This is a genomic window from Pseudomonas sp. 5.2 (assembly GCF_059025405.1).
Genome location: NZ_JBYBHH010000007.1, coordinates 196145 through 217289, shown reverse-complemented (window position 1 = coordinate 217289; position 21145 = coordinate 196145). Strand labels below are relative to the sequence as shown.

Genomic DNA, 21145 nt, shown 5'->3' with positions numbered 1-21145 from the left:
CCAAATGGAATACCTGGCGGGCTGCGCAGTCCCAACTGTTATCTGGGTACGACACCCGTCATCCCACGCCATGGAGAACCAACATGAAAGCAGCGCTTTTCGTTGCATTGCTGGCCAGCACCGGCCTTGCGCAGGCCGCCCAGACGGTGGAACTCAAGCTGGCAGGCCCCGACGGCCCAGGCAAGTCGATCGGGACCATCAGCATCGAGCAAAACCAATACGGCACCCTTCTGACCCCTGATCTCAAGGACCTGTCACCCGGCGTGCATGGCTTCCACCTGCATCAGAATGCGTCGTGTGCTCCCACGGAGGAGAACGGCAAGCCGGTGCCTGCTGGCGGGGCGGGTGGCCACTGGGACCCGGATTCGACCCAGGCGCATAAAGGCCCCTACGATGACAGCGGCCACCGGGGTGACTTGCCGGCGCTGTACGTGGGTGCCGATGGCAAGGCCAGCTATCCGGTGCTCGCGCCACGCCTCAAGGCTGCGGACTTCAAAGGCCATGCGTTGATGGTGCATGCCGGTGGCGACAACCACAGTGACCACCCGGAAAAACTGGGCGGTGGTGGTGCGCGGATGGCATGCGGGGTTGTGCAGTAACGGCGGGTAGGAGCAGCCTTGCGCTGCGAAGAGGCCATTGCAGGCACATCATCTGCAACAGCTGTACCGGCCTCTTCGCAGCACAAGGCTGCTCCTACAGGTGGCTTTCAATCAATTGATCGAAAGCGGGCGTGAGCTTCTCGGTGACAAGTGAATCCCGGCGATCATGCAGCGCACCGAGCCCCCGGCCATCTCGATGGTCGGCACATCCAAAGGTACCAGCCGCGCCGAACGCTCGATGCGCTGACGCTGCTCCCCCGTAAGGCTGTCGAACGCTTTGCGCGAAAGCGCAAGGATTCGACCATCACGCCCAGAAAGCTCGATGGCGTTGCCGGCAAACTGGCTGATCTGCTGGTTGCTCAGGTCGATCACATCACGGCCTGACTCGATCAGGCGCATGCGCACCTCCTGCGCACGGCTCGGGTTGGTGAACGTGTCAAACCCCACCAGTGCAAACTCAGTCGCCACGCACATCAGGACGTTGGTGTGGTAAATCGGCGTGCCTTGTTCGTCGGCCGTGTCGAACACCATGGGCTCGAAGTTGAAGTGCGTGCTGAAACGCTCGAGGGCGATCGGGTCGGCGCGGTTGGAGCGGGCGGTATAGGCGACCCTGGACAAATGGTCGAACACCATTGCCCCGGTGCCTTCGAGAAACAGCTCGTCCTGTTCCAGCCCGGAATAGTCGATCACATCCTGCACCCGGTACTCATGCTTGAGCATCTCGATGACATCCGCCCGCCGTTCGCGGCGGCGGTTGCGCGAGTACATCGAGTAGATCGCGATGTGGCCGCCCGGGTGGGTGGAAAACCAGTTGTTCGGGAACACCGAGTCCGGCGTGTTCTGCTCGCCAAAGTCGTCGAACAGGTGCACGCGCACGCCCTCGGCTTCAAGCCGCCCCGCGGCCTGGGTGACTTCGTCGCGCGCCACATCGGCCACGGCGTGCGCGGCGACATCAGGGTGGGTGCTCTGAAACGAATTGTCTGCCGCTGTTTCCGGGTTGGGGGTGAAGGCGTGCGGCCTGACCATGACCACTGCCGCAGGTGCTTGAATCGAACGCGTTGGAAATGCCATCTGGATTACCGAAATTAAGAGCTGACCGTAGGGTTATGCAACGCGTCGGATGCGGCTTTTGGCAGCGCGGCCGCGGGTGTGGCTGAACAGGTCTTTCGGGTCTTCGTCCACCCAGGGCACCAGGTCGATTTTTGAACCCAGGCCGCGTTTTTCGGCTTCCTGTAGTACATACCGTAGTACGGTGTAGTCTTCGAGCGCGAAGCCCACCGAGTCGAATACGGTTACCTGGCTGTCGCTTTGGCGGCCTTCGGTTTCACCCCGCAGTACACGCCAGAGGTCGACCACCGGGAAGTCGCCTGGCAATTGCTGGATGTCACCTTCGATACGGGTCTGCGGTTCATACTCGACGAACACCCGGGCTTTACGCAGTACATCGGCATGCAGTTCGGTCTTGCCTGGGCAGTCGCCGCCCACTGCGTTCAAGTGCATGCCGGGTTCGAGCATATCGGGGGTGATGATGGTCGCGTAGGCCTTGTCGGCGGTCACCGTGGTGATGATGTCGACGCCTTTGACCGCCTCGGCAACAGAGCGGGCCTTGCGAATGGTAAGGCCGCTGTACTCCTTGAGGTTGGCGATCAGCTTGGCGGTGGCCAGCGGGTCGGTGTCGAAGGCGACGATTTCTTCGATACCCAGGTGTTTGTGGAAGGCCAGTGCCTGGAATTCGCTTTGCGCGCCGTTGCCGATCAGCGCCATTTTTTTCGCGTTCGGCCGGGCCAGTGCCTGGGCGGCCATCAACGATGTGGCGGCAGTGCGCAGGGCGGTGGCGATGGTCAGTTCAGACAACAGCACCGGGTAACCGGTCGCCACGTCGGCCAACACGCCAAAGGCCATGACGGTATGAAGGTCTTTTGCTGTATTGGCAGGGTGCCCGTTGACGTATTTGAACGCATAGCGATGCGTGTCGGCGACTGGCATCAATTCGATCACACCCACTTCCGAATGGCTGGCAACACGGGCGGACTTATCAAAGTCCTGCCAACGTTTAAAGTCTTCGCGCAGGGCCGCGGCCAGTTCGCCAATGAAGGGCGCTACGCCAATGTCATGGACCAAATCGGACATGGTTGGAACATCAATGAAATACGTCATGCTCTTGCACCTTTTATGCGCGCGCTCTCACCTCAAGGCCTGCAGGGTGAACGCTTAAGATTGTTGAGGGGTTGCCAGCACGAAGAGTTTGATGAAAGGTTGCGTCAAATTGAAGAGAGCAGGTTGCCAGTTTCGTCATCTTTCTAGACAATCTGCGACCCCCGAATAACAATCTGATTAATGGGCAGGCACCATGGACACTGTAGACCGGGAACTGATCGCGCTGTTGCGTGATAATGCACGCACGCCGATCCTCACCCTTGCCAAGAAACTCAAGGTTGCCAGGGCAACGGTGCAGAACCGCATCACCAAGCTTGAGGAACAAGGGGTGATCATGGGCTACACGATTCGCCTCAGGTCAGATGCCCTGGAGCAAGGCGTACGGGCAATTACCAGCATCGGCATCAGCGGCCACCATGCTGCGGAGGTCAAGCACGCGCTGCGCGGGCACCCCAACGTGGTGGCCATCCACACCACCAATGGCCGCTGGGACCTGATGGCCGAGCTGCGGGCGGACACCCTCGAGGCCTTCGACCGAGCGTTGAACACCATTCGCTCGATACAGCACATCGAGAACACCGAGACCAGCATTTTGCTCTCCACCTTCAAGATGTGATCACTGCGATAGCCGGAATGGGCAGGCGCCTGGCGCAAACTGTCACCCCGGCCTTTCACAGTGCAACAAATCCCATTTCGTGTGTGCAGTCTGTAGCGTTCCGATTGACCACAACGGCTGGCAAAATGAAACAGCGTCAGCACGCTGTGTTTCACGTTTAAACGTCTTGCCGGGCATGTTCAGATTAATCGGCGTGTACGTGTGATGGGCTTTCATAATTAATTAAGCCTGATGAGAAGTTTCATCGGGGCGTGTATCTCCGTCTGCGTTAATACCCATGCCTGCCGCACTTGTCATTACAAAAAGTGTGCACGTGCGTGCCAATTAAAGTGCGCAGTGAAGGGCATGTGGTTTCACAGAAAAAGAATAAGAGGTCAACTATGCAGCAAACGTGCAACTCGCAAGACGCGACTGGGCAGCCTGGCCGTACGCTGAAGCGACGGCTGGAAAATAGGCACATTCAGCTCATTTCGATCAGTGGTGCGATCGGCACCGGGCTGTTCATGGGCTCGGGCAAGATCATCGCGCTTTCCGGCACATCGATCATTCTGGTGTACGCCATCATCGGCTTTTTCGTGTTCTGCATCATGCGTGCGATGGGCGAGATGCTGCTGGCCAACCTGCACATGGAGTCGTTCGCAGACCTGGTACACAACTACCTGGGGCCGCGCGCCGGTTTCATCCTCAGCTGGTCCTACTGGCTCAGTTGGGTGGTCGCGGCGGTGGGTGATGTGGTCGTGGTGGCAGGCTTCTTCCAGTACTGGTACCCCGATGTGCCCACCTGGCTACCGGCATTTGCCACGATGTTCCTGCTGCTGGGCCTGAACATGCTGGCGGTAAAGGCGTTTGGCGAGGTCGAGTTCTGGTTCGGGCTGATCAAGATTGTCGCGATTGTGCTGCTGGTGGTCACGGGGCTGGTGATGGTGGCCACGTCCTACACGTCGCCAGCCGGGGTCACGGCGTCCTTCAGCCATCTGGTGGCACCCGGCGTGGTCATGCCCCATGGCATTCTCGGCTTCCTCGCCGGCTTCCAGATCGCGATTTTCTCGTTCGTGGGCACCGAACTGATCGGTACCGCGGCCGCAGAGGCCAAGGACCCGGAAAAGACCCTGCCCAAAGCGATCAACACCATTCCCGTGCGCATCCTGCTGTTCTACATCTGCTCGCTGGTGTGCATCATCAGCGTGGTCTCGTGGGCGAATGTGCCGGCAAACCGCAGCCCGTTCGTCGAGCTGTTCCTGCTGGGCGGCCTGCCGGCTGCGGCCGGCATCATCAATTTCGTGGTGCTGACGTCTGCCGCCTCGTCGGCCAACAGCGGTGTGTATTCGGGGTCGCGGATGCTTTATGGCCTGTCCCACCAGCAACAGGCGCCGACCGCGTTCGGGCGGCTGTCCGGGTCGGGTACGCCGGTCAGGGCGCTGGTGTTTTCGGGGGTGTGCATGGCGATTGCGCTGACGCTGTTGTTCGTGATCCCGGAGGTGATGACGGTCTTCACGTTGGTGTCGACCATTTCGGCGGTGATGATCATCGTCACCTGGTCGCTGATCCTGATGTCCTATTTTGCCTACCGCCGCCAGAACCCCAAGGCGCATGAGCAGTCCAGGTTCAAGCTGCCAGGGGGCAAAGTGACGGCGGCATCGGCGCAGCTGTTCCTGATCTTCGTGTTGTGCCTGTTGGCGCTCGAGCCTGACACACGCACCGCGCTGTATGTGATGCCGCTGTGGTACATCGGTTTGCTGCTCGCCTACCGGCACCGGGTTAAGGTGTGCGCGCGGCAAGTAGCGGCTACGGCTTCCTGAAACGCAGTGCAGTTGGCCGTGGGGTAACGCCCACGGCCATTGCCGCTTTCAGCTGTCGCGCAGCCAGTCCACCAAGCCCAGAGTGGTCGGGGTAGTGCTGCGGCCATGGGGCACTACCAAGTAGTAGGCCTCGCGGGGTTTGACCACCAGGTCGGTCAGGCGCACCAGCTCACCGGACGCCAACAGGTGATCGACCATTCGACCCCACCCCAGCGCCACACCATGCCCATGCAGCGCTGCCTGGACGGTGTCGGCGTACAAGTGGCAACGCAGGCTGTAGCGAAGTTTGGGCGGGTGCCCACCCGCTTCGCGGAACCAGGTAGGCCAGGTCATCCAGCCCTCGGTTGTGGCATCGGCATCGAGCAAGTCGGCGCCGTACAACCCTTCTAGTGACTCCGGCAGGCTGTTGCGGGTGAGCCAGTCGGGTGAACACACCGGAAATATTTCTTCCTCGAACAGCTGCACCGCGGTGCCGTCTTCCCAGCGCCCGTTGCCATAGCGCACCAGCAGATCGACATCGTGATTGCGCAGGTCGCCCATGAACATCTGTGTGGCCAGGCGCAGGCGCACGTGGGGCAGGGCGGTGCGCAAGGTGCCCAGGCGCGGCATGACCCGCAGCTGGGAAAACGTCGCGGTGCAGCTCAGCACCAGTTCTTGCTCGTTGCCACCCTCGCTGAGGCGGTCGAAGACCGAGGCGATCTTTTGCAGCGAATCGGAAATGACCGCATACAGGGCCTGGCCCTCGCTGGTCAGGCGCACGCCCCGGTGCAGGCGCTGAAACAGCTGGCTGCCGAGGGTTTCTTCGAGCTGCTTGACCTGTTTGCTCACCGCTGCCTGGGTCACGCCCAACTCCTGCGCGGCCAGGGTGAAGCTGTTGTGCCGGGCCACGGCTTCGAATTCGAGCAGTGCCGTCATCGACGGGATGATGCGCCGGTAGCCTTTGTGTTTGTTGCCGTATTCTTGTGTTTTCATGCGACGTCCTGGCAAGGCGCGACGCGCTGGTCCGCGTCGCGCCCAGACAGTGGCAGAAAAACCGCCAGGGCGGTAGTCGCCAGCATGCCTTCAGTGCTGGCGCTCGGCCACCGCCCGGAGCGTGCGCAACGTCACCACCGGTGCATCCACCACAAAGCGGTTGGCCAGCCACCCCGGCACATCCCCGGCCGGGTCTGCCTTGAGCTGGTACGTGACTTCGGTCTGCTTGTCACCCAGCGGTTTCATCACCCACTGGCCACTAAGGCGCTGCACGCGGATCAGCCCCTCCACTTCGGGGATCTTGCCAGGGTCGGCGCTCAGGTGGCGCAGCAGGGTGCCGTCGTCGCGCTGTTCGGTGGTCACCTTGACCACGATGTCCCGCGGCAGGGTCGGCCACGGCAGGTTGGTGGTCAGGTAGACCCAGGTACTGTCGCCGTCGACCTCTAGCAAGCGCATCTCGGCGCAGGCATACAGCCATTTGCAGGCCACGCGCAGGTTTTCCTGCAGGTCTGTCAACGTGCGTACGCTGGCCTTCATGGTGCTGACACCGCGAAACTGCTGGTAGGGGGAATCGCCGTCGCCGCTGAGGTAGACACGGATGCCTTCCCTGTCGTAGGCCAGGTTCCAGTCGTCGGTCGCCTGAACGGTACTGGACAGCGCCAGCAACAAGGCGGCAAGCAGGCGGTAGCGGTTCATGGTGAGCACCGCGCAGGGCAGGATTGTTCAGTATGAGCGGCAAACAGAAAGCCCGCCAGGGAGGCGGGCTTCGGTCCAACAGGCTGGGCTTAACTAAACGCTTAGCGCTGTGGGTTGAGCGTCAGGTGCACGTGGCGGTTGACGTCCTTGTACAGCAGGTAGCTGAAGTTGCCTGGGCCACCGGCGTAGCAGGCTTGCGGGCAGAAGGCGCGCAGCCACATGAAGTCACCGGCTTCGACTTCGACCCAGTCCTGGTTCAGGCGGTATACCGCCTTGCCTTCCAGCACGTACAGGCCATGTTCCATGACGTGGGTTTCAGCGAACGGAATCACGCCGCCTGGCTGGAAGGTCACGATATTGACGTGCATGTCGTGGCGCATGTCGGCCATGTCGACGAAGCGGGTGGTTTTCCAGCGGCCTTCGGTGCCTGGCATCTCGATGACGGTGGCGTTGTCACGGTGGGTGACGAAGGACTCTGGCAGGTCCAGGCCTTCAACCTTCTGGTAGTGCTTGCGCAGCCAGTGGAAGGTGACGTTGGCCTTGCTGTGGTTGCGCAGGCTCCATTCGGCGCCTGGGGCGATGAAGGCGTAGCCGCCTTGCTTCAGGGTGTGGTGCTTGCCTTCCAGGGTGATGTCGAGCTCACCCTCGACCACGAACACCACGGCTTCGGCGTTTACGTCCAACTCTGGGCGCTCGCTGCCGCCTTCCGGGGCCACTTCGACGATGTATTGCGAGAAGGTCTCGGCAAAGCCGGTCAATGGGCGGGCGATGACCCACATGCGCATTTTGTCCCAGAACGGCAGGTGGCTGGTGACGATGTCACGCATCACGCCCTTGGGGATGACGGCATAGGCTTCGGTGAACATGGCACGGTCAGTCAGCAGCTCGGTTTGAGCTGGGTGCCCACCGTGGGGGGCGAAGTAGGAATGATTCGACATGGACGATCTCGACTTGTTGTTCTCTCCCCGTGCCGTGAACCGCACCGGCCGGTGCGGCGCAGGGGATGTGCCGACAGAATAGGGTCGAGCGCGTGCCATCTACAAATTAAATGTTGGAATACCCGGTATTTGCTTGCTGAATGCTAACTTGGCGCCCTGCATGTTGCTCCGGCAAGCGGTCGCCCTGGCCGAACAGCTTGTGGCGCAGGGTGCCGTCCTGGTAGTGCAAGGGGTAGCGGCCGCGGCGTTGCAGCTCGGGCACCAGCAGCTCGACGACGTTGGCCAGGTCATCCGGTTGCACCGCGTACGTGAGGTTGAAACCGTCGATGCCGGTCTCGTCCAGCCACGTTTCCAACTGGTCGGCGATGTCAGTGGTAGCGCCGACCAGGACCGGACCACGGCCCCCCAGGCCGACGAATTCGGCCGCTTCGCGCACGGTCCAGCGGCGGTTAGGGTCAGCGGCGGTGAAGGCGGCCAGGGCGGCGCGGCCGGCATCGTTCTCGACATACTCGATCGGTGCGTCGGGGTCGAGGCCGGCGAAGTCGATGCCAGTCCAGCCCGACAGCAGGGCCAACGCGGCGTCCAGGTCGACATAGCCCCGGTATTCGGCAAAGCGGGCTTCGGCCTCTTCACGCGTGGGGGCGACGATCAACAGTGCCTGGGCGTAGATCAACACCTCGTCGCGGCCACGCCCGGCCACTTCGCTGGCCTGGCGAATGCCATCGGCATAGCGGCGCAGTACCGTAGTCGTCGGCCCGCTGATGAACACGCACTCGGCATGCTGCGCAGCAAACTGCTGGCCGCGTGCCGAGGCGCCAGCCTGGAACAACACCGGCGTGCGTTGCGGCGAGGGCTGGCACAGGTGCATGCCGGGCACCTGGAAGTGCTGGCCGACGTGGCCGATCGGGTGGACCCGGGAAGGGTCGATATAACGGCCGCTGTCACGCTCCAGCACCACCGCGTCGTCGTCCCAGCTTTTTTCCCACAGTTTGTACAGCACCTGCAGGTATTCCTCGGCCAGGTCGTAACGCTGGTCGTGGCCCAGTTGGCGGGCCAGGCCCAAATTACGCGCGGCGCTGTCCAGGTAACCGGTGACGATGTTCCAGCCGACGCGGCCATTGCTCAGGTGGTCGAGCGTGGACATGCGCCGGGCAAAGGGGTAGGGGTGTTCGTAGGTCAGTGAAAAAGTCACACCAAAGCCCAGGTGCTCGGTTACGCCGGCCATGGCCGGGACCAGCAGCAGCGGGTCGTTGACCGGCACCTGCACACCCCCGCGCAAGGCCGCTTCAGGGCCGCCCTGGTAGACGTCGTAGATGCCCAGTACGTCGGCAATGAACAGCGCGTCGAACAGGCCGCGCTCCAGCAGGCGGGCCAGGTCGGTCCAGTAGCCCAGGCGATTGAAGGCCACACTGGTGTTACGCGGGTGGCGCCACAGGCCGGGGGACTGGTGGCTGGCGGCGTTCATGCTGAACGCGTTGAAGCGGATCGGGCGGGGCATGGCGGTCAGTCTCCGGTCACGGCAGCACGGAAGCCGGGTAGACCGCATCGGCTACCTGCAACTTACGCGGGATCAGGCCCAGGCCCTGGAAGGTGTCGGCCAGCTTTTGCTGTTCGGCGACGATCTGTGGGGTGATGGCGACGGCGTTGTAGTTACGGCGCTCGCTGGCCACTTCCAGCACATCGGCCTTGATCCCCAGCTGCGGCGCCAGCAGCGCGGCGACGTCGGCGGGCTTGGCGTTGGCCCATTGGCTGACCTTGCCCAGTTCGGCGAAGAAGGTCTTCAGCAGGGCGCGGTGCTGGTCGGCGAATGCCGCGGTGGACAGGTAGAAGGTGCGGTTATTGGACAAGCCACTGCCGTCACGCAGGTTCTTCAGGCCCGGCTGGCTTTCTGCCGCGGCGAGGAACGGGTCCCACAGGGTCACGGCCTGCACGCTGCCCGATTGCAGGGCGGCCACGGCATCAGCCGCGTTATTGACGTAGGCGGGGGTGATGTCCTGGTAGCTCAGGCCAGCTTGCTCCAGTGCGACGGCCAACAGGTATTGCGCGTTCCAGCCACGGCCGGTGGCTACCCGCTTGCCTTTAAGGTCCTGCACGCCTGTGAGGTGGTCCTGTTCGCGCACCACCAGGCCGATACCGCGGGGGTAAGGTTGCTCGGCGGCCAGGTAAACCACTGGCTTGCCGGCGGCCTGGGCAAAGACCGAGGGGGCGTCGGCGGCGTGGCCGAGGTCGATGGCGCCGGTGCTCAGCGCTTCGAGCAGTTGCGGGCCCGCGGCGAATTCGTGCCAGCTGACGGTCACCCCCTGCGGGGCGAGGGCCTTCTCCAGGGCACCACTGCCCTTGAGAATATTGATGCTGTTGAATTTCTGGTAGCCGATGCGCAGGGTTTTGGCGTCTTCGGCGAGGGCGCTGGACCAGGGCAGCAAAGCGCTGGCGACACTGGCCAACAGGCCGCCGATCAGCAGGCGGCGCAAGGGGGAAAAGGCACGGGTGGGCATGAGGGGGCTCCTGGAATGGGGTGATAATCCGTGCGCCCAGACTAAGGAGGTGGCGTTTGGCTTTCAATTTTTTAATTCCATTTGGTTAGAATGTTTAGTTATTTTTATATCCTTTTTGTAGTTTAGAGGCATGCGCTTGCACATAAGGGCACTGTGCCATCACTTTTTTTTCACATCTCTTTGTTAGGATCCCGATCACGTTTGAGGAGCCTTTTTCATGCCGCACACCCTGCGCAAGCGCAGCACCCGCATCGCCCTGACCGCTACTGCCAGCCTGCTCGCGGCCACGCTTGGCTTCTTTGCCTGGCAGAGTTTCTACCCCGTCCAGGCTGCCAGCGGCTGGGACGTCGAGGTGTTGCACCGCGACGTGGCCAAAGCAGCCTCGTTGCTGCCGCAAGCCGACGGCAGCCTGCTGGTCAGCCGCGAACTGGACGACGGTAAAGGGAGCATCCTCAAGATCACCGCCCAGGGCGACCGGGTCGTGGTGATCGACAACCTGTCCAAACCTGATGGCATGGTCGCCGTCGACGGCGGCTGGGTGTTCAGCCAGGAAGGGGGCTTCGCGCCGGTCAGCCTGTCGCGTGATGGCCAGGTGACCCGGCTGTTCGACGGCGAGAGCGTGCAAGGGCTGTGGAACGAGGGCGATCACCTTTATGCCATCGAGGACCGCAAGGGTAATGGCCGCTTGATGCGCTATGACTGGCGCACTGGCCAGCTTGACGTGCTGCGTTCCGGGCTTACCGAAACCGAAGGCCTGACCCGCTGCAGCGATGGCCGCCTGCTGTATACCGAGAAAGCCAACGGCAAGGTCCGCGCCTTGTCCGAAGATGGCCAGGACCCGGTGGTGGTCGATGGCCTGCGTAACCCAACCTTCCTGTTCTGCGACCAGCGCGGTTTGTGGATCAGCGAAGACAACACGCACCGCGCCCGCTTGCTGCGTATCGACGCCGATGGCTCGCGCCAGACTGTGCTGTCGTTCCTCAAGGCGCCCCAGTCAATCGTCGCCGATGGCAAGGGCGGCTACCTGCTGGCTGAGGGCGGGCGCAACCGCGTGCTGCACCTGACCCCACCGGTGGAGCGCAGCACCGCGCAGCGTGACTGACCAATCGTTCAGCTCGGCAGGCGTTGCTTGCGCCCGGGCAGCAAGCCCAGCACCAGCATGCAGCCGAGCAGGATCACCCCGCCGCCGGCGACCTGCAGCAGGCTCAAGGTTTCATCGAGGAACAACGCCCCCACCAGCACCGCCACCAGGGTGACCACGAACTCTACGCTGATGGCGCGGGTAGCACCGATACGGGCGACCAGGCCGAAAAACAGCACATACGTGGTAGCGCTCATGACCCCGCCGCTGATCAGCAGGTAAAGCCAGTCGCTGGCCTGGGGCACGCTAGGCACGGGCACCACCAGCAACAGCGGCAAGGTCATCAGGCCGCCGGCCAGGAACGCGCCGCCGGTCACCGTCCATGGGTCCTGGCCACGCACGTGCAGGCTGGCGTAGTTGCTGCCGAACGCAGCGCTCAAGGCCCCGAACAGCGACGCGATACAGCCGTGGATGAAGACATCGTTGACCGGTGGGGCCGGAAAGCCCACCAGCATGGCGATGCCGACAAAGCCCAGCAGCAGGCCGATGAGGCCTTGCAGGGTGATTTTCTCCAGCCCCCAGACACGGCCGATGATCATCGAAAACAGCGGGATGGTGGCCACGAAGATCGCTGCCATGGCGGTGCCGATCCGTGGCGTGGCATAAGACATCCCGATCAACTGCCCGGCCACGGTAGTGGCGCCGATCACTAGCAGCGGTTTCAGCAATGGTCGCAGGCGCAAGGCACGGCCGCACACCGCGCCCAGAATGGCCAAGGTACTGCCGGCAATCAGCGAGCGCAGGCTGACCGCGCCGACCCAGCCAAAGGCGTGCACCGTCTTGAGCACCACCAGAAAAGAAAAGCCCCAGGCAATGGCCAGAAACAGGTAAGCGGCAAGGTCACGCGGTTGCATGGGGCAGGGTCCGTCCGGGGCAGAGAAACGCAGGCTAGCGGGTTGAAGGGCGTGACTACAAGCGCCGCCAGTGGTTTGCCTGTAATGCCCTTTGATGGCTACCCGACCAACAGCGTGCTTCCCTGCATGGCCGCGCTCACGGATAATCCCCTCATTCCAATAAACAGCCTGTGAGTGGGTATGAGTGATTCCGTAGTCAGCCTCGGCCAGCCTGAGATCGAAGGGGTGCGCAAGTCGCGCAAGAACAACCCCGAGAAAACGCGCGAGGACATCCTTCAGGCCGCCATCAACGAGTTCGTCCAGCAGGGTCTGGCCGGCGCGCGCGTCGATGCCATCGCCGAGCGCACCGCCACCTCCAAACGCATGATCTACTACTACTTCGGCAGCAAGGAGCAGTTGTACGTCGAGTGCCTGGTCAAGCTCTACGGTGATATCCGCAAGACCGAACAAAGCCTGGACCTGGAGTCGCTGCCGGCCGAGCAGGCGATCCGTCGCCTGGTGGAGTTCACCTTCGATCACCACGACCGCAATGTCGATTTCGTGCGCATCATCTGCACCGAAAACATTCACTATGGCGAGTACGTCAAGCAGTCGCCGGTCATCCGTGAGATGAGCAGCCTGGTGCTCGAGGCCCTTGGCAGCACCTTGCGTCGGGGCGAGCAGGAAGGTGTGTTCCGTTCCGGGATCGAGGTCATCGACCTGCACATGCTGATGAGTTCGTTCTGCTTCTACCGGGTGTCGAACCGCCACACCTTCGGCGAGATCTTCCAGATAGACCTCGCCGACGACGAGATCAAGCAGCGCCACAAGAACATGATCTGTGACGCAGTCATCCGCTACATCCGCGCCTGAGCGGGGTCATTCGCCCAGCCGTTGCTCGCGTGACGGCGGGTAGCCGAAGTACGCCGCATAGCACTTGCTGAAGTGCGACACCGACACGAATCCGCAGGCCACTGCCACTTCCATCACCGACAGGTCGGAATACTGCAGCAGCCGGCGGCTTTTGGTGATGCGCAATTCCATGTAGTAGCGCCGCGGCGAGGTGCCCAGCTGGGCCTGGAACAGGCGGTCGATCTGCCGGCGTGAGCGCCCACTGTAGGCGGCCAGTTGATCGAGGCTGAGGGTTTCTTCGAGGTTGTTTTCCATCAGCTCGACGATGGTGCGCATGTGCAGGCTCATGGACTTTTTCGCCCCGGGCCCGACCTGGCGATAGCGCGCGCCGGAGAACGACAATATTTCTTCGACGCCTTCGGCCAGGCCATCGCCGTACAGCCTGCGGACCAGGCCGAGCATCAGCTCCATCGCGCCATTGGGGCTGGCGGCGCTGAGGCGGTCGCGGTCGAGGGTGAAGCTGGCCGGGGTGATGCGGGTTTGCGGGCTGCGTTCGGAGAGGCTGGCGCGTTGCTCGGGGTGGATGCTGCACCCGTAGTCGTCCAGCACGCCTGCGCGGCCCAGGAACCAGGCGCCGTTCCACAGGCCGCCCAGGGCCATGCCATGGGCGGCGCAGTCGTCCAGCATGCGGTCGAGTTCAGGGTACTTGAGCGGGGTGCGCAGGCCACCGCAGATGATCAGCAGGTCGAGCTCCTTGAGCGCTTCGGCGGACAGTTCGCTGGCGACCAGCTCCAGCCCCAGGTCGCTCAGCACCCGGTCGCCGTCCAGCGACAGTGGGGTGAACTGGAAGCTGTCGGCGCGCAGCAGATTGGCGGTGACCAGCACATCCATGGCCACGGTGAAGCTGGCCATGGAGAAGTGTTCGAGCAATACGAAGTCGACCCGATAGGGCGCTTGGGCATTTCCGGTGGTGGACTTTAGCCTCAGCATGTTGCTGGTGCTGGTCTTCTTGCTGAACTGGCGTGGGGTGGGCACTCTGGACTCCGCTTCCTGGCTGGCCAGGCGGAGTGTGGCGGGTGGCCGTGGGAAAGACAATCTCTCGGGTGGGCCTGTCGTATTTCAGGTCGTGTTCAGGCAATGGGTTGAAGGGTGGTTGTGAGGTGCAGGCGCTGCAAGCCTAAAAACACGCTCCCCGGGAAATCAATCTGAACCCTCAGCGCCCAAGGCAACCCAACCCATTACATGCCAAATGGGAGAGCGCTCATGGAAATCGGAACGATCTGGATCATCATCGCGGCCTTTGTGATCCTGCTGGAAATCTGGGCCATCTGGCACATCATCGGCAGTGACCGCCGCGCCGAGCGCAAGATGCTGTGGGTCGTCTTCGTGGTCTATGCGCCGTTCCCCGGCCTGTTGTTCTGGGCGTGGCGCGGGCCGCGAGCGGTGAAGGGCAGGGCAGTGCTGCAAGAAAAGTGATGGCCATGGCACCAGGCGCGGGGGCGCCTGGTGCGGTCACTGCTCGCGGCTCAGGGCACGATGCTGAAGTAAATGGCCTGGCCCAGGCCGTCGACCATCAGGCTGCCGTGAAACTTCACCCGCGACACCACACGCAGGCTTTTGAGCTCTTCGTGTATGCGGTCGCGAATCTGCTTTTCGGCTTCATCGACACGGGCTGCCGTGGTGCTTTGGTAAAGCTGGACCACGCCTAGCAGGGTGGTTTCGATGTGGTCCACGGTGTCCCAGCCGATTTTGCGCAAGTGCAGCCGGGCGCGGGCGGCCTCGTCGTCATCGCCGTCATGCCGTGGGTTAATGGTGTAGGCAAGTTGAAAGTGGTGCTTGGTCATTGTTGCTTTCCTTGTTGCGGGCAGGCCTCCGTGCCGGGTTTTGCACTCTAGCGGCAGGCAGACGCCGCTGAAAACACACACGTGGTTCAACACGCTGACCGCGTCATGTGAAAAGTCCTACAGCACGCTTGACCTCAAGCTAACTCGAGGTCTGATACTCGGCGGCACTTTTCCCCGTGCGAGTATTCACCGTGTCCCGTTCAGCACCTTTCCAGCTGTCCAACCCTGCAGGGCTGTATGACCCCAGTGGCAATGCCTATTCCCATGTCGCAGAAGTGCCTGCCGGCAGCCGTTTGCTGTATATCGCCGGCCAGGGCGGCGAGGACGCCAACGGGCACCTGTCGCCGGCATTCGCCGACCAGGCCCGACAGGCCCTGGCCAACCTCGAGACGGCCCTGGCCTCCAAAGGCGCCAGCCTGGCACAGGTGTTCAAGCTGACCTTGCTGATCGTCGATCACAGCGAGGCGCGTCTGCAGCAATGGGTGGCCGAGGCTGACAGGGCGTGGGGCCCGCTCATGAAACCGACCTGCACACTGATACCCGTGCCTCGGCTAGCGCTGGGCGGCATGCTGGTGGAGATCGACGCGGTGGCAGCGCTGTAGCGGCTGCCACTCGGGGGTGGCGCCAGGGAAACACTCTGTTGTATATCGGTAGCTGCAGGGCCGATATAACAACAATAACCCTCTCAGAGGTGACCCCACCATGAGCACCGGCACCACCACGCTTACCGACCGCAAGGCCAGGGCCTGGCTCTGGCCCGCACTGTTCAGCCTGGTGGCCTTCGCTGCCAATTCGGTGTTTTGCCGGTTGGCACTGCGCGACGGGGCCATCGACCCCGCATCGTTCACGGTGGTGCGGCTGGCCAGTGGTGCGCTGTTCCTCATGCTGCTGATACGGTTGCGCAAGCCCGCACTTACCCTGGGCGGCAGCTGGAGAGGCGGCCTGGCGCTGTTCCTTTATGCATTCCTGTTTTCTGCGGCGTACCTGCAACTGGGCGCTGGCCCAGGTGCGTTGCTGTTGTTCGGCGCCGTGCAGATCACCATGTTTGGTTTTGCCGCGTACAAAGGCGAACGCATCACTCCGCGGATGCTGCTGGGCATGCTGATCGCCTTCGCTGGCCTGTTGGTGCTGTTGTTGCCCGGTGCCGAGGCGCCACCCTTGACCAGCGCCTTGCTGATGGCCGCCTCGGGCGTGGCGTGGGGCGTGTATTCGCTGTTGGGCAAAGGCTCACCCAGGCCGTTGGCGGATACCGCCGGCAACTTTGCCCGCAGCCTGCCATGCCTGGTGCTGCTGGCACCCGTGCTGTGGGTCGGTGGCGGCACGCAGTTGACCGCCCCCGGTTTACTGTATGCGCTTGCCTCGGGCGTGCTGGCCTCGGGGGCGGGTTATGCCGTGTGGTACGGCGTGGTCAGGCAGGTCAGCGCACAACAGGCGGCAACGATGCAGCTCAGTGTGCCGGTGATTGCCGCAGTGGGCGGGGTTTGCCTGATTGGTGAACCGCTGTCGATTCGCTTGCTGGTGGCGTGTGCCGTGGTGCTGGGCGGTATCGCGCTGGCCCTGGCACCGCGCCGTTAAAAGAAGCTGCGCTGCGCCTTGAGCGTGACTACGCTTTCGCAATACGTGTTGATCCCCGAATACGCATCACAACCGCCGCCACTGAGGTTGGAGTTGCTGTAGATCAGGTTCAGGTCGATGCCCAGCCAAGGCCGCGACAGTTCCAGCGACCAGTCGGAAAAGGCACTCACCTGGCTGCCATCGCCAATGGTGAACGGCGTGCCCAAACGGTGATGGGCGAGTTTGACGGTGAGGTCGACGTCGAACAGCGGCAATTGGCCGAAGTCGGCGAAGAGGGTGCCGGTGCGGTTGTCGGGGTTGTCGCGTAGCGCCCCGCCAAAGCGGCTGCCCAGCACCGACACGCCGCCGTACAGCGCGTAGCTGTCGGGCCCTGCGACAGTGGGCTGGCTGTAATGAATCAAACCCACCTCGTAACCCAGGCTGCTGTCGAAGTGGTGCTTGTAGCCCAGGTAGCTGTCCAACCGCAGGGTGGAGTTTGGGGTGACGCCCATGCTCGGGGCGTATTGGCCCAGGTACCAGCCACTGCGGTGGCTGAGGTCGAGGCCACCATGGAATGCGCCGATGGCGCTGGGCGAAATCAGCCCTTGGGCCATGCTGCGGGAGGGTGTGGTGCCTAGCGTGAAGTCGATGTCGCCCAGTTCGCGTTTCATTTGCTGGGCCAGCAGCAGGGGGCTGAAGAGCAGTGCAGCACTCAGCAACAGAAGGGGCCTGGTCATGGTCTCCGTCCTGGAAGGCTTGCGGTTGAGCGGTAAAGGATACCTGCGCAGGCGGGAGGAGGGAACCGTTGGCTATGGCCTTCAGCCTTTGGTCGAAGGGTCACCGTCGGCGGCTTCAGTGACTACAGGCAGGTCGTTGGCACGCTGGATCACCCGCCGTTGCTGTTCATAGTCGTCCAGCGACAGGCCACGGCGCTGCAAGGCTTCCAGTTGCAGTTGGCGGGTTTCTTCGGCGCTGTACGGGCGCAGTTCGGGGTGGCTGGCACAGCCGGCCAACAGGGCGATGGCGGTAGCGGCCAGGGCAGTGAGCGAGAGGCGGGCCAGGGTATTCATCGGGTAGCTCCGGGGTGCGGGGATTCGCCAAGTTCGAATCAATGGCGCTAGGTTATTGGGCCGGGCCGATCAGTAGAAATTGCCTCGTTCGATAGTCACTATCGATACAACCATCAGTGCGAAAAGTTAGCGCCCTCTCTGCTGGTCAAACGGATTGCCATTGCTACCCTTAACCCACGCGGTCTGACCTCATGGGGATTAGCGATGCGCATGCCATTGATTGCCGTCCTTTCGGCGCTGCTGTGCCTGAGCGCTGCACCTGGCCGGGTGCTGGCACAAGATGTACCCGCGCCGGCCCCGGCCCCACAAGCCGACACGCTCGCGGCCAAGGAGGCGGTGTTCACCCAGGAGCAACTGGACCAGATGCTCGCACCCATCGCGCTGTACCCCGACGCGTTGCTGGCCCAGGTGCTGATGGCCGCCACCTACCCGGGGCAGGTGAGTGAAGCCGTGACCTGGTCCAAGGCCAACCCCAAGGCCTCTGGCGACGATGCGGTCAAGCAAGTGGCGAAACAGCCGTGGGACCCGAGCGTGCAGGCGCTGGTGGCCTTCCCGCAGTTGCTGGCGACCCTGGGCCAGGACCCCGTGTGGGTACAACGCCTGGGCGACGCCTTTCTCGCGCAACCCGACGATGTCATGGCCGGCGTGCAGCGCTTGCGTCATCAAGCGCAGGCGGCCGGCAACCTGCAGAGCAACCAGTACCAGAACGTGACCGTGCAGGCGGCTCCGGCGGCAGCGCCGGCTTCCAGCGGTGGTAGCAGCAAGCAGGCTGCGCCGGCCAGCAGCCCGCCCACCACCATCATTATCGAGCCGGCCGACCCGCAAGTGGTGTACGTGCCCAGCTACAACCCCACCACCACCTACGGCACCTGGGCTTACCCGGCCTCGCCGCCGGTGTACTACCCGCCACCGCCGATGTACTACGCCGGTTCCGCGCTGGTGGCGGGCCTGGCCTTCGGTACGGGCGTGGCGATTGTCAGTTCGCTGTGGGGCGACTGTGACTGGGGCAACAATGACATCGACATCGACGTCAACCGCTACAACAACATCAACGGCAACAACCGCATCACCAACAACCAGAACAAATGGCAGCACAACGCCGCGAACCGCGAGGGTGTGCCTTACCGCGATGCCCGCAGCCGCCAGCAATATGGTCGCCAGCTGGACGGTGCTACCCAGCGTACCGCGTTCCGTGGCGACGACGCCCAGCGTGCCCAGGCACGCAACAACGCCAGGGCTTCAATGGACCGGGCTGGCATCGAGCGGCCGGCCACCAGCAACCGCCAGGCCCGCCAGCAGGTGCGCGAGGCGCAGGCGGGCAATTCGGTCGGCAATCGTATGCAATCGCGTAACGACGCGGCACGGCCAGCCGACCGCCGACAGGACACACGTAATACCCAAGGCCGGCAGCAGAACAACCAGGTGAGCCCACGCAGGCAAGGCGAAGGCCAGGCGCGGCAAGGGGCGCAGAACCGCCCCGCCAATACCGCAGGCCGGGCGCGTAACAATGCCTTCGATGGCGTGCGCTCGCCGTCGCGCACCAGCGCGCAGGCCAGCCGCGGCCGTACCAGCCAGTCGTTCGCCCAGCGGCCGAACGCATCGCGTGCCGCCGGGCACCAGATCTCCCGGCCCAGTGCGCCTGCACGCCGCGGGGGAGGTGGCCGTCGATGAACCGTCCATTACTCGGGGCATTGCTGCTCACTGCAGGCCTGGCCTGGTCATCCCTGGCCGCTGCGCAAGACGCTTTTCCGACACCGGAGAAGGCCGTGGAGGCCTTCGTCGCGGCGCTGGGCCAAGAGAAAGCGGATGAAGCGCGCTTGGGCCAACTGCTGGGCGATGATTGGCGTACCTACATCCCGCGTGGGGGTGTGCAACGCAGTGATGTGGACACGTTCCTGGAGCAGTATCGCGCGCAGCACAGCATCGACATGACGGCCCAGGGCAAGGCCATACTGGCGGTGGGCAGTGATCACTGGACGTTGCCTATACCCCTGAGCAAAAGCAGCCAGGGCTGGCGTTTCGACCTCAAGGCCGGCAGTGCCGAGATCCGCGCCCGGCGCATTGGCCGCAACGAACTGGGCGCCCTGCAGTCGATGCTGGCGTACCACGACGCGCAGATGGACTACGCCTCACAAGACCGCAACGGCAATGGTGCGCTGGAATACGCGCAGAAAATTTTCAGCGAGCCTGGCAAGCATGACGGCCTGTACTGGGACGATGAAGGTGATGGGCAGGTCAGCCCGCTGGGGCCGCTGTTCGGCCAGGATGTGGTGGGTGACGACTGGTATGGCTACCACTTCCGCATCCTCGATGCGCAAGGCCCTTCGGCCCCCGGTGGCGCCTACAGCTACTTGATCGGCAACCAGATGAGCCGCGGCTTTGCCCTGATCGCCTGGCCAGCGAAGTATGACGACACAGGGGTGATGAGCTTCATGATCAGCCATGACGGCCAGGTCTTCGAGAAAGACCTCGGGCCACACGGGGACAGGCTGGCCAAGGAGATGAAACGCTTCGACCCGGATGACAGCTGGAAAGAGGTCGATACCACGGCGATCGAGTGAGCACGGCGCATCCCTGCGCCGCCGCCTTCAGTGCGCGCGCGCCGCGCGCACCTCGCGGGCGGTACACCCGAAGCGCTGGCGAAAGGCCCGGGTGAACTGCGCCTGGTCGGCAAAACCCCAGCGAAACGCCAGTTGGCCGATAGACAGATGGCAGTGCGGGTCGCACAGCTGGCGATGCACTGCCTCCAGGCGCTGTTGGCGCACCCATTCGCCCAGGGTATAGGGCGTGATCGAGAACAGCTTGTGCAGGTAGCGCAATGACAGGCCGCAGGCCGTGGCGACGGCTTGCGGTGACAGGTCGGGGTCGCCGAGGTTTTGCAGCACATAGTGCTCGACACGGGTCAGGTGCAACGTGCTGAGGTTGGAGCCTTCACTGCCCAGCACCCGTTCGTCCTGCTGCAAGGCCAGCAGCAGGGTCGCACTGGCCTGCTCCAGCAACAGGTGGCGGGCGGCTGCGGGGCTGGCGTCGAAGTGGCGCGCGCAGAGGTCCAGTTGCTCGACAAAGATGCGCCCAAGGCCTTGGCTGGCGTCGAAGCAGTGGCGGGTGTAGCGCTTGTGCCCGAGCAAGTTGGCCTTGAGCGCGCGTTCAGGCAGTTTCAGCACCCACAGGTCGTTCTCGGCCCGGTAGTGGAAGCGGTAAGGCGCATCGCCGCGCTCGACGATGAAACCGCCCGGGCGGCAGCTCACTGGGTGGCCATCCTGCTCGAAGTGCACCTCGCTGCGGCTGGGCACGGTGACCAGGTAGAACGCGTCAGTGTCCTGGCCGATGTGCGCCTTGCTGCGGGAATAGCCAAGCTGGCTGGAGCGCAGGCGTGACAGGCTCAGCGGCGTGCTGGGGGTGCTCCAGCGCTGCAGGTGGCCATCGAAGGGTTGCTCGGCGGCAAATTCCAGGCTCAAGGGGAAGTAGGTGTCGTTGATGGCTTCGGCCCATCGCGCCTGGCGTTCGGGTTGCGGCCAGCCGTGGGTCGACAGTTCTGTGGGCATGGGTTGTCCTTTTTCAAAGAGGGCAGCATTGAAA

Annotated in this window: 23 protein-coding genes; 10 read left to right on the top strand and 13 right to left on the bottom strand. The window is 63.2% G+C overall.

The genetic code is table 11. The annotated features are described in order from the left end of the window. The first annotated feature begins 83 nt into the window (after nt 1-83). Complete coding sequence (gene sodC / locus AC5PZ0_RS13410) at nt 84-599, top strand: superoxide dismutase [Cu-Zn] SodC (RefSeq protein WP_493855165.1); 516 nt, start codon at nt 84-86, stop codon at nt 597-599. A 111-nt stretch (nt 600-710) separates the two neighbouring features. On the opposite strand, the gene ctlX is transcribed toward sodC, so the two are convergent. Beyond that, nucleotides 711-1670: a citrulline utilization hydrolase CtlX gene (ctlX, locus tag AC5PZ0_RS13405; protein ID WP_172960355.1), complete on the bottom strand. Its 960-nt coding sequence runs from the start codon at nt 1668-1670 to the stop codon at nt 711-713. A gap of 33 nt (nt 1671-1703) precedes the next feature. After that, nucleotides 1704-2756, bottom strand: a complete 1053-nt coding sequence (gene ocd, locus AC5PZ0_RS13400) for an ornithine cyclodeaminase (RefSeq protein ID WP_099429136.1) — start codon at nt 2754-2756, stop codon at nt 1704-1706. A gap of 193 nt (nt 2757-2949) precedes the next feature. On the opposite strand from ocd, the gene AC5PZ0_RS13395 reads away from it, so the two are divergent. Beyond that, on the top strand, nt 2950-3372 hold the full coding sequence (locus AC5PZ0_RS13395; protein WP_027593533.1) for an Lrp/AsnC family transcriptional regulator: 423 nt from the start codon (nt 2950-2952) through the stop codon (nt 3370-3372). A 380-nt stretch (nt 3373-3752) separates the two neighbouring features. Then, nucleotides 3753-5171: an amino acid permease gene (locus AC5PZ0_RS13390; RefSeq protein ID WP_493855164.1), complete on the top strand. Its 1419-nt coding sequence runs from the start codon at nt 3753-3755 to the stop codon at nt 5169-5171. Between the two features lie 48 nt (nt 5172-5219). Here the strand turns inward: AC5PZ0_RS13390 and AC5PZ0_RS13385 are convergent, their stop codons facing one another. The 5 genes from AC5PZ0_RS13385 to AC5PZ0_RS13365 all read right to left on the bottom strand — a co-directional run bounded on the left by AC5PZ0_RS13385 (nt 5220) and on the right by AC5PZ0_RS13365 (nt 10272). Then, nucleotides 5220-6143, bottom strand: a complete 924-nt coding sequence (locus AC5PZ0_RS13385) for a LysR substrate-binding domain-containing protein (protein WP_099429138.1) — start codon at nt 6141-6143, stop codon at nt 5220-5222. 90 nt (nt 6144-6233) lie between these two features. After that, nucleotides 6234-6839 carry an START domain-containing protein gene (locus tag AC5PZ0_RS13380; protein ID WP_027593530.1) on the bottom strand — a complete coding sequence of 202 codons (606 nt, stop codon included), beginning with the start codon at nt 6837-6839 and terminating at the stop codon, nt 6234-6236. Between the two features lie 101 nt (nt 6840-6940). Continuing rightward, nucleotides 6941-7777 (bottom strand): bifunctional allantoicase/(S)-ureidoglycine aminohydrolase, encoded by an 837-nt coding sequence (locus tag AC5PZ0_RS13375; RefSeq protein ID WP_027593529.1) that lies wholly within the window; start codon nt 7775-7777, stop codon nt 6941-6943. A 106-nt stretch (nt 7778-7883) separates the two neighbouring features. Next, nucleotides 7884-9275 carry an LLM class flavin-dependent oxidoreductase gene (locus AC5PZ0_RS13370; RefSeq protein WP_493855163.1) on the bottom strand — a complete coding sequence of 464 codons (1392 nt, stop codon included), beginning with the start codon at nt 9273-9275 and terminating at the stop codon, nt 7884-7886. Nucleotides 9276-9291: 16 nt separating this feature from the next. After that, nucleotides 9292-10272: an aliphatic sulfonate ABC transporter substrate-binding protein gene (locus AC5PZ0_RS13365; protein WP_274886984.1), complete on the bottom strand. Its 981-nt coding sequence runs from the start codon at nt 10270-10272 to the stop codon at nt 9292-9294. Nucleotides 10273-10489: 217 nt separating this feature from the next. Between AC5PZ0_RS13365 and AC5PZ0_RS13360 the strand changes: the two genes are divergently transcribed. Further along, on the top strand, nt 10490-11374 hold the full coding sequence (locus AC5PZ0_RS13360; protein ID WP_099429141.1) for an NHL repeat-containing protein: 885 nt from the start codon (nt 10490-10492) through the stop codon (nt 11372-11374). Nucleotides 11375-11382: 8 nt separating this feature from the next. Here the strand turns inward: AC5PZ0_RS13360 and AC5PZ0_RS13355 are convergent, their stop codons facing one another. Then, complete coding sequence (locus tag AC5PZ0_RS13355; RefSeq protein ID WP_493855162.1) at nt 11383-12267, bottom strand: DMT family transporter; 885 nt, start codon at nt 12265-12267, stop codon at nt 11383-11385. A gap of 180 nt (nt 12268-12447) precedes the next feature. Here AC5PZ0_RS13355 and AC5PZ0_RS13350 point away from each other — a divergent pair, with 180 nt between their 5' ends. Next, on the top strand, nt 12448-13119 hold the full coding sequence (locus tag AC5PZ0_RS13350; protein WP_027593524.1) for a TetR/AcrR family transcriptional regulator: 672 nt from the start codon (nt 12448-12450) through the stop codon (nt 13117-13119). Nucleotides 13120-13125: 6 nt separating this feature from the next. Here AC5PZ0_RS13350 and AC5PZ0_RS13345 read toward each other — a convergent pair whose 3' ends face one another. Beyond that, the gene (locus tag AC5PZ0_RS13345; protein ID WP_027593523.1) at nt 13126-14133 is read right to left on the bottom strand and encodes a GlxA family transcriptional regulator; all 1008 of its coding nucleotides are present in this window, start codon (nt 14131-14133) and stop codon (nt 13126-13128) included. A 228-nt stretch (nt 14134-14361) separates the two neighbouring features. On the opposite strand from AC5PZ0_RS13345, the gene AC5PZ0_RS13340 reads away from it, so the two are divergent. Next, nucleotides 14362-14574 (top strand): PLDc N-terminal domain-containing protein, encoded by a 213-nt coding sequence (locus AC5PZ0_RS13340; protein WP_027593522.1) that lies wholly within the window; start codon nt 14362-14364, stop codon nt 14572-14574. Nucleotides 14575-14624: 50 nt separating this feature from the next. Here AC5PZ0_RS13340 and AC5PZ0_RS13335 read toward each other — a convergent pair whose 3' ends face one another. After that, nucleotides 14625-14942 carry a hypothetical protein gene (locus AC5PZ0_RS13335; protein WP_238213397.1) on the bottom strand — a complete coding sequence of 106 codons (318 nt, stop codon included), beginning with the start codon at nt 14940-14942 and terminating at the stop codon, nt 14625-14627. A gap of 191 nt (nt 14943-15133) precedes the next feature. Here AC5PZ0_RS13335 and AC5PZ0_RS13330 point away from each other — a divergent pair, with 191 nt between their 5' ends. Further along, nucleotides 15134-15544 carry a Rid family hydrolase gene (locus tag AC5PZ0_RS13330; protein ID WP_186680139.1) on the top strand — a complete coding sequence of 137 codons (411 nt, stop codon included), beginning with the start codon at nt 15134-15136 and terminating at the stop codon, nt 15542-15544. A gap of 100 nt (nt 15545-15644) precedes the next feature. Further along, nucleotides 15645-16517: a DMT family transporter gene (locus AC5PZ0_RS13325; RefSeq protein ID WP_493855161.1), complete on the top strand. Its 873-nt coding sequence runs from the start codon at nt 15645-15647 to the stop codon at nt 16515-16517. Here AC5PZ0_RS13325 and AC5PZ0_RS13320 read toward each other — a convergent pair. Together AC5PZ0_RS13320 and AC5PZ0_RS13315 are read right to left on the bottom strand one after the other, a co-directional pair. Beyond that, nucleotides 16514-17233 carry a TorF family putative porin gene (locus tag AC5PZ0_RS13320; RefSeq protein WP_493855160.1) on the bottom strand — a complete coding sequence of 240 codons (720 nt, stop codon included), beginning with the start codon at nt 17231-17233 and terminating at the stop codon, nt 16514-16516. The two genes, AC5PZ0_RS13325 and AC5PZ0_RS13320, sit on opposite strands and share 4 nt — an antisense overlap. Nucleotides 17234-17314: 81 nt before the next feature. Further along, on the bottom strand, nt 17315-17566 hold the full coding sequence (locus AC5PZ0_RS13315; RefSeq protein WP_265968897.1) for a hypothetical protein: 252 nt from the start codon (nt 17564-17566) through the stop codon (nt 17315-17317). A gap of 204 nt (nt 17567-17770) precedes the next feature. Here AC5PZ0_RS13315 and AC5PZ0_RS13310 point away from each other — a divergent pair, with 204 nt between their 5' ends. Continuing rightward, entirely contained in the window at nt 17771-19237 is a 1467-nt protein-coding gene (locus tag AC5PZ0_RS13310) for a DUF3300 domain-containing protein (RefSeq protein ID WP_493855159.1), read from the top strand. Continuing rightward, a complete protein-coding gene (locus AC5PZ0_RS13305) occupies nt 19234-20127 on the top strand; it encodes a DUF2950 domain-containing protein (RefSeq protein ID WP_454243890.1) in 894 nt (297 codons plus the stop codon). Before AC5PZ0_RS13310 ends, AC5PZ0_RS13305 begins: the two co-directional genes overlap by 4 nt. Nucleotides 20128-20154: 27 nt before the next feature. On the opposite strand, the gene AC5PZ0_RS13300 is transcribed toward AC5PZ0_RS13305, so the two are convergent. Then, entirely contained in the window at nt 20155-21111 is a 957-nt protein-coding gene (locus AC5PZ0_RS13300) for an AraC-like ligand-binding domain-containing protein (RefSeq protein ID WP_493855158.1), read from the bottom strand. Nucleotides 21112-21145: the final 34 nt, after the last annotated feature.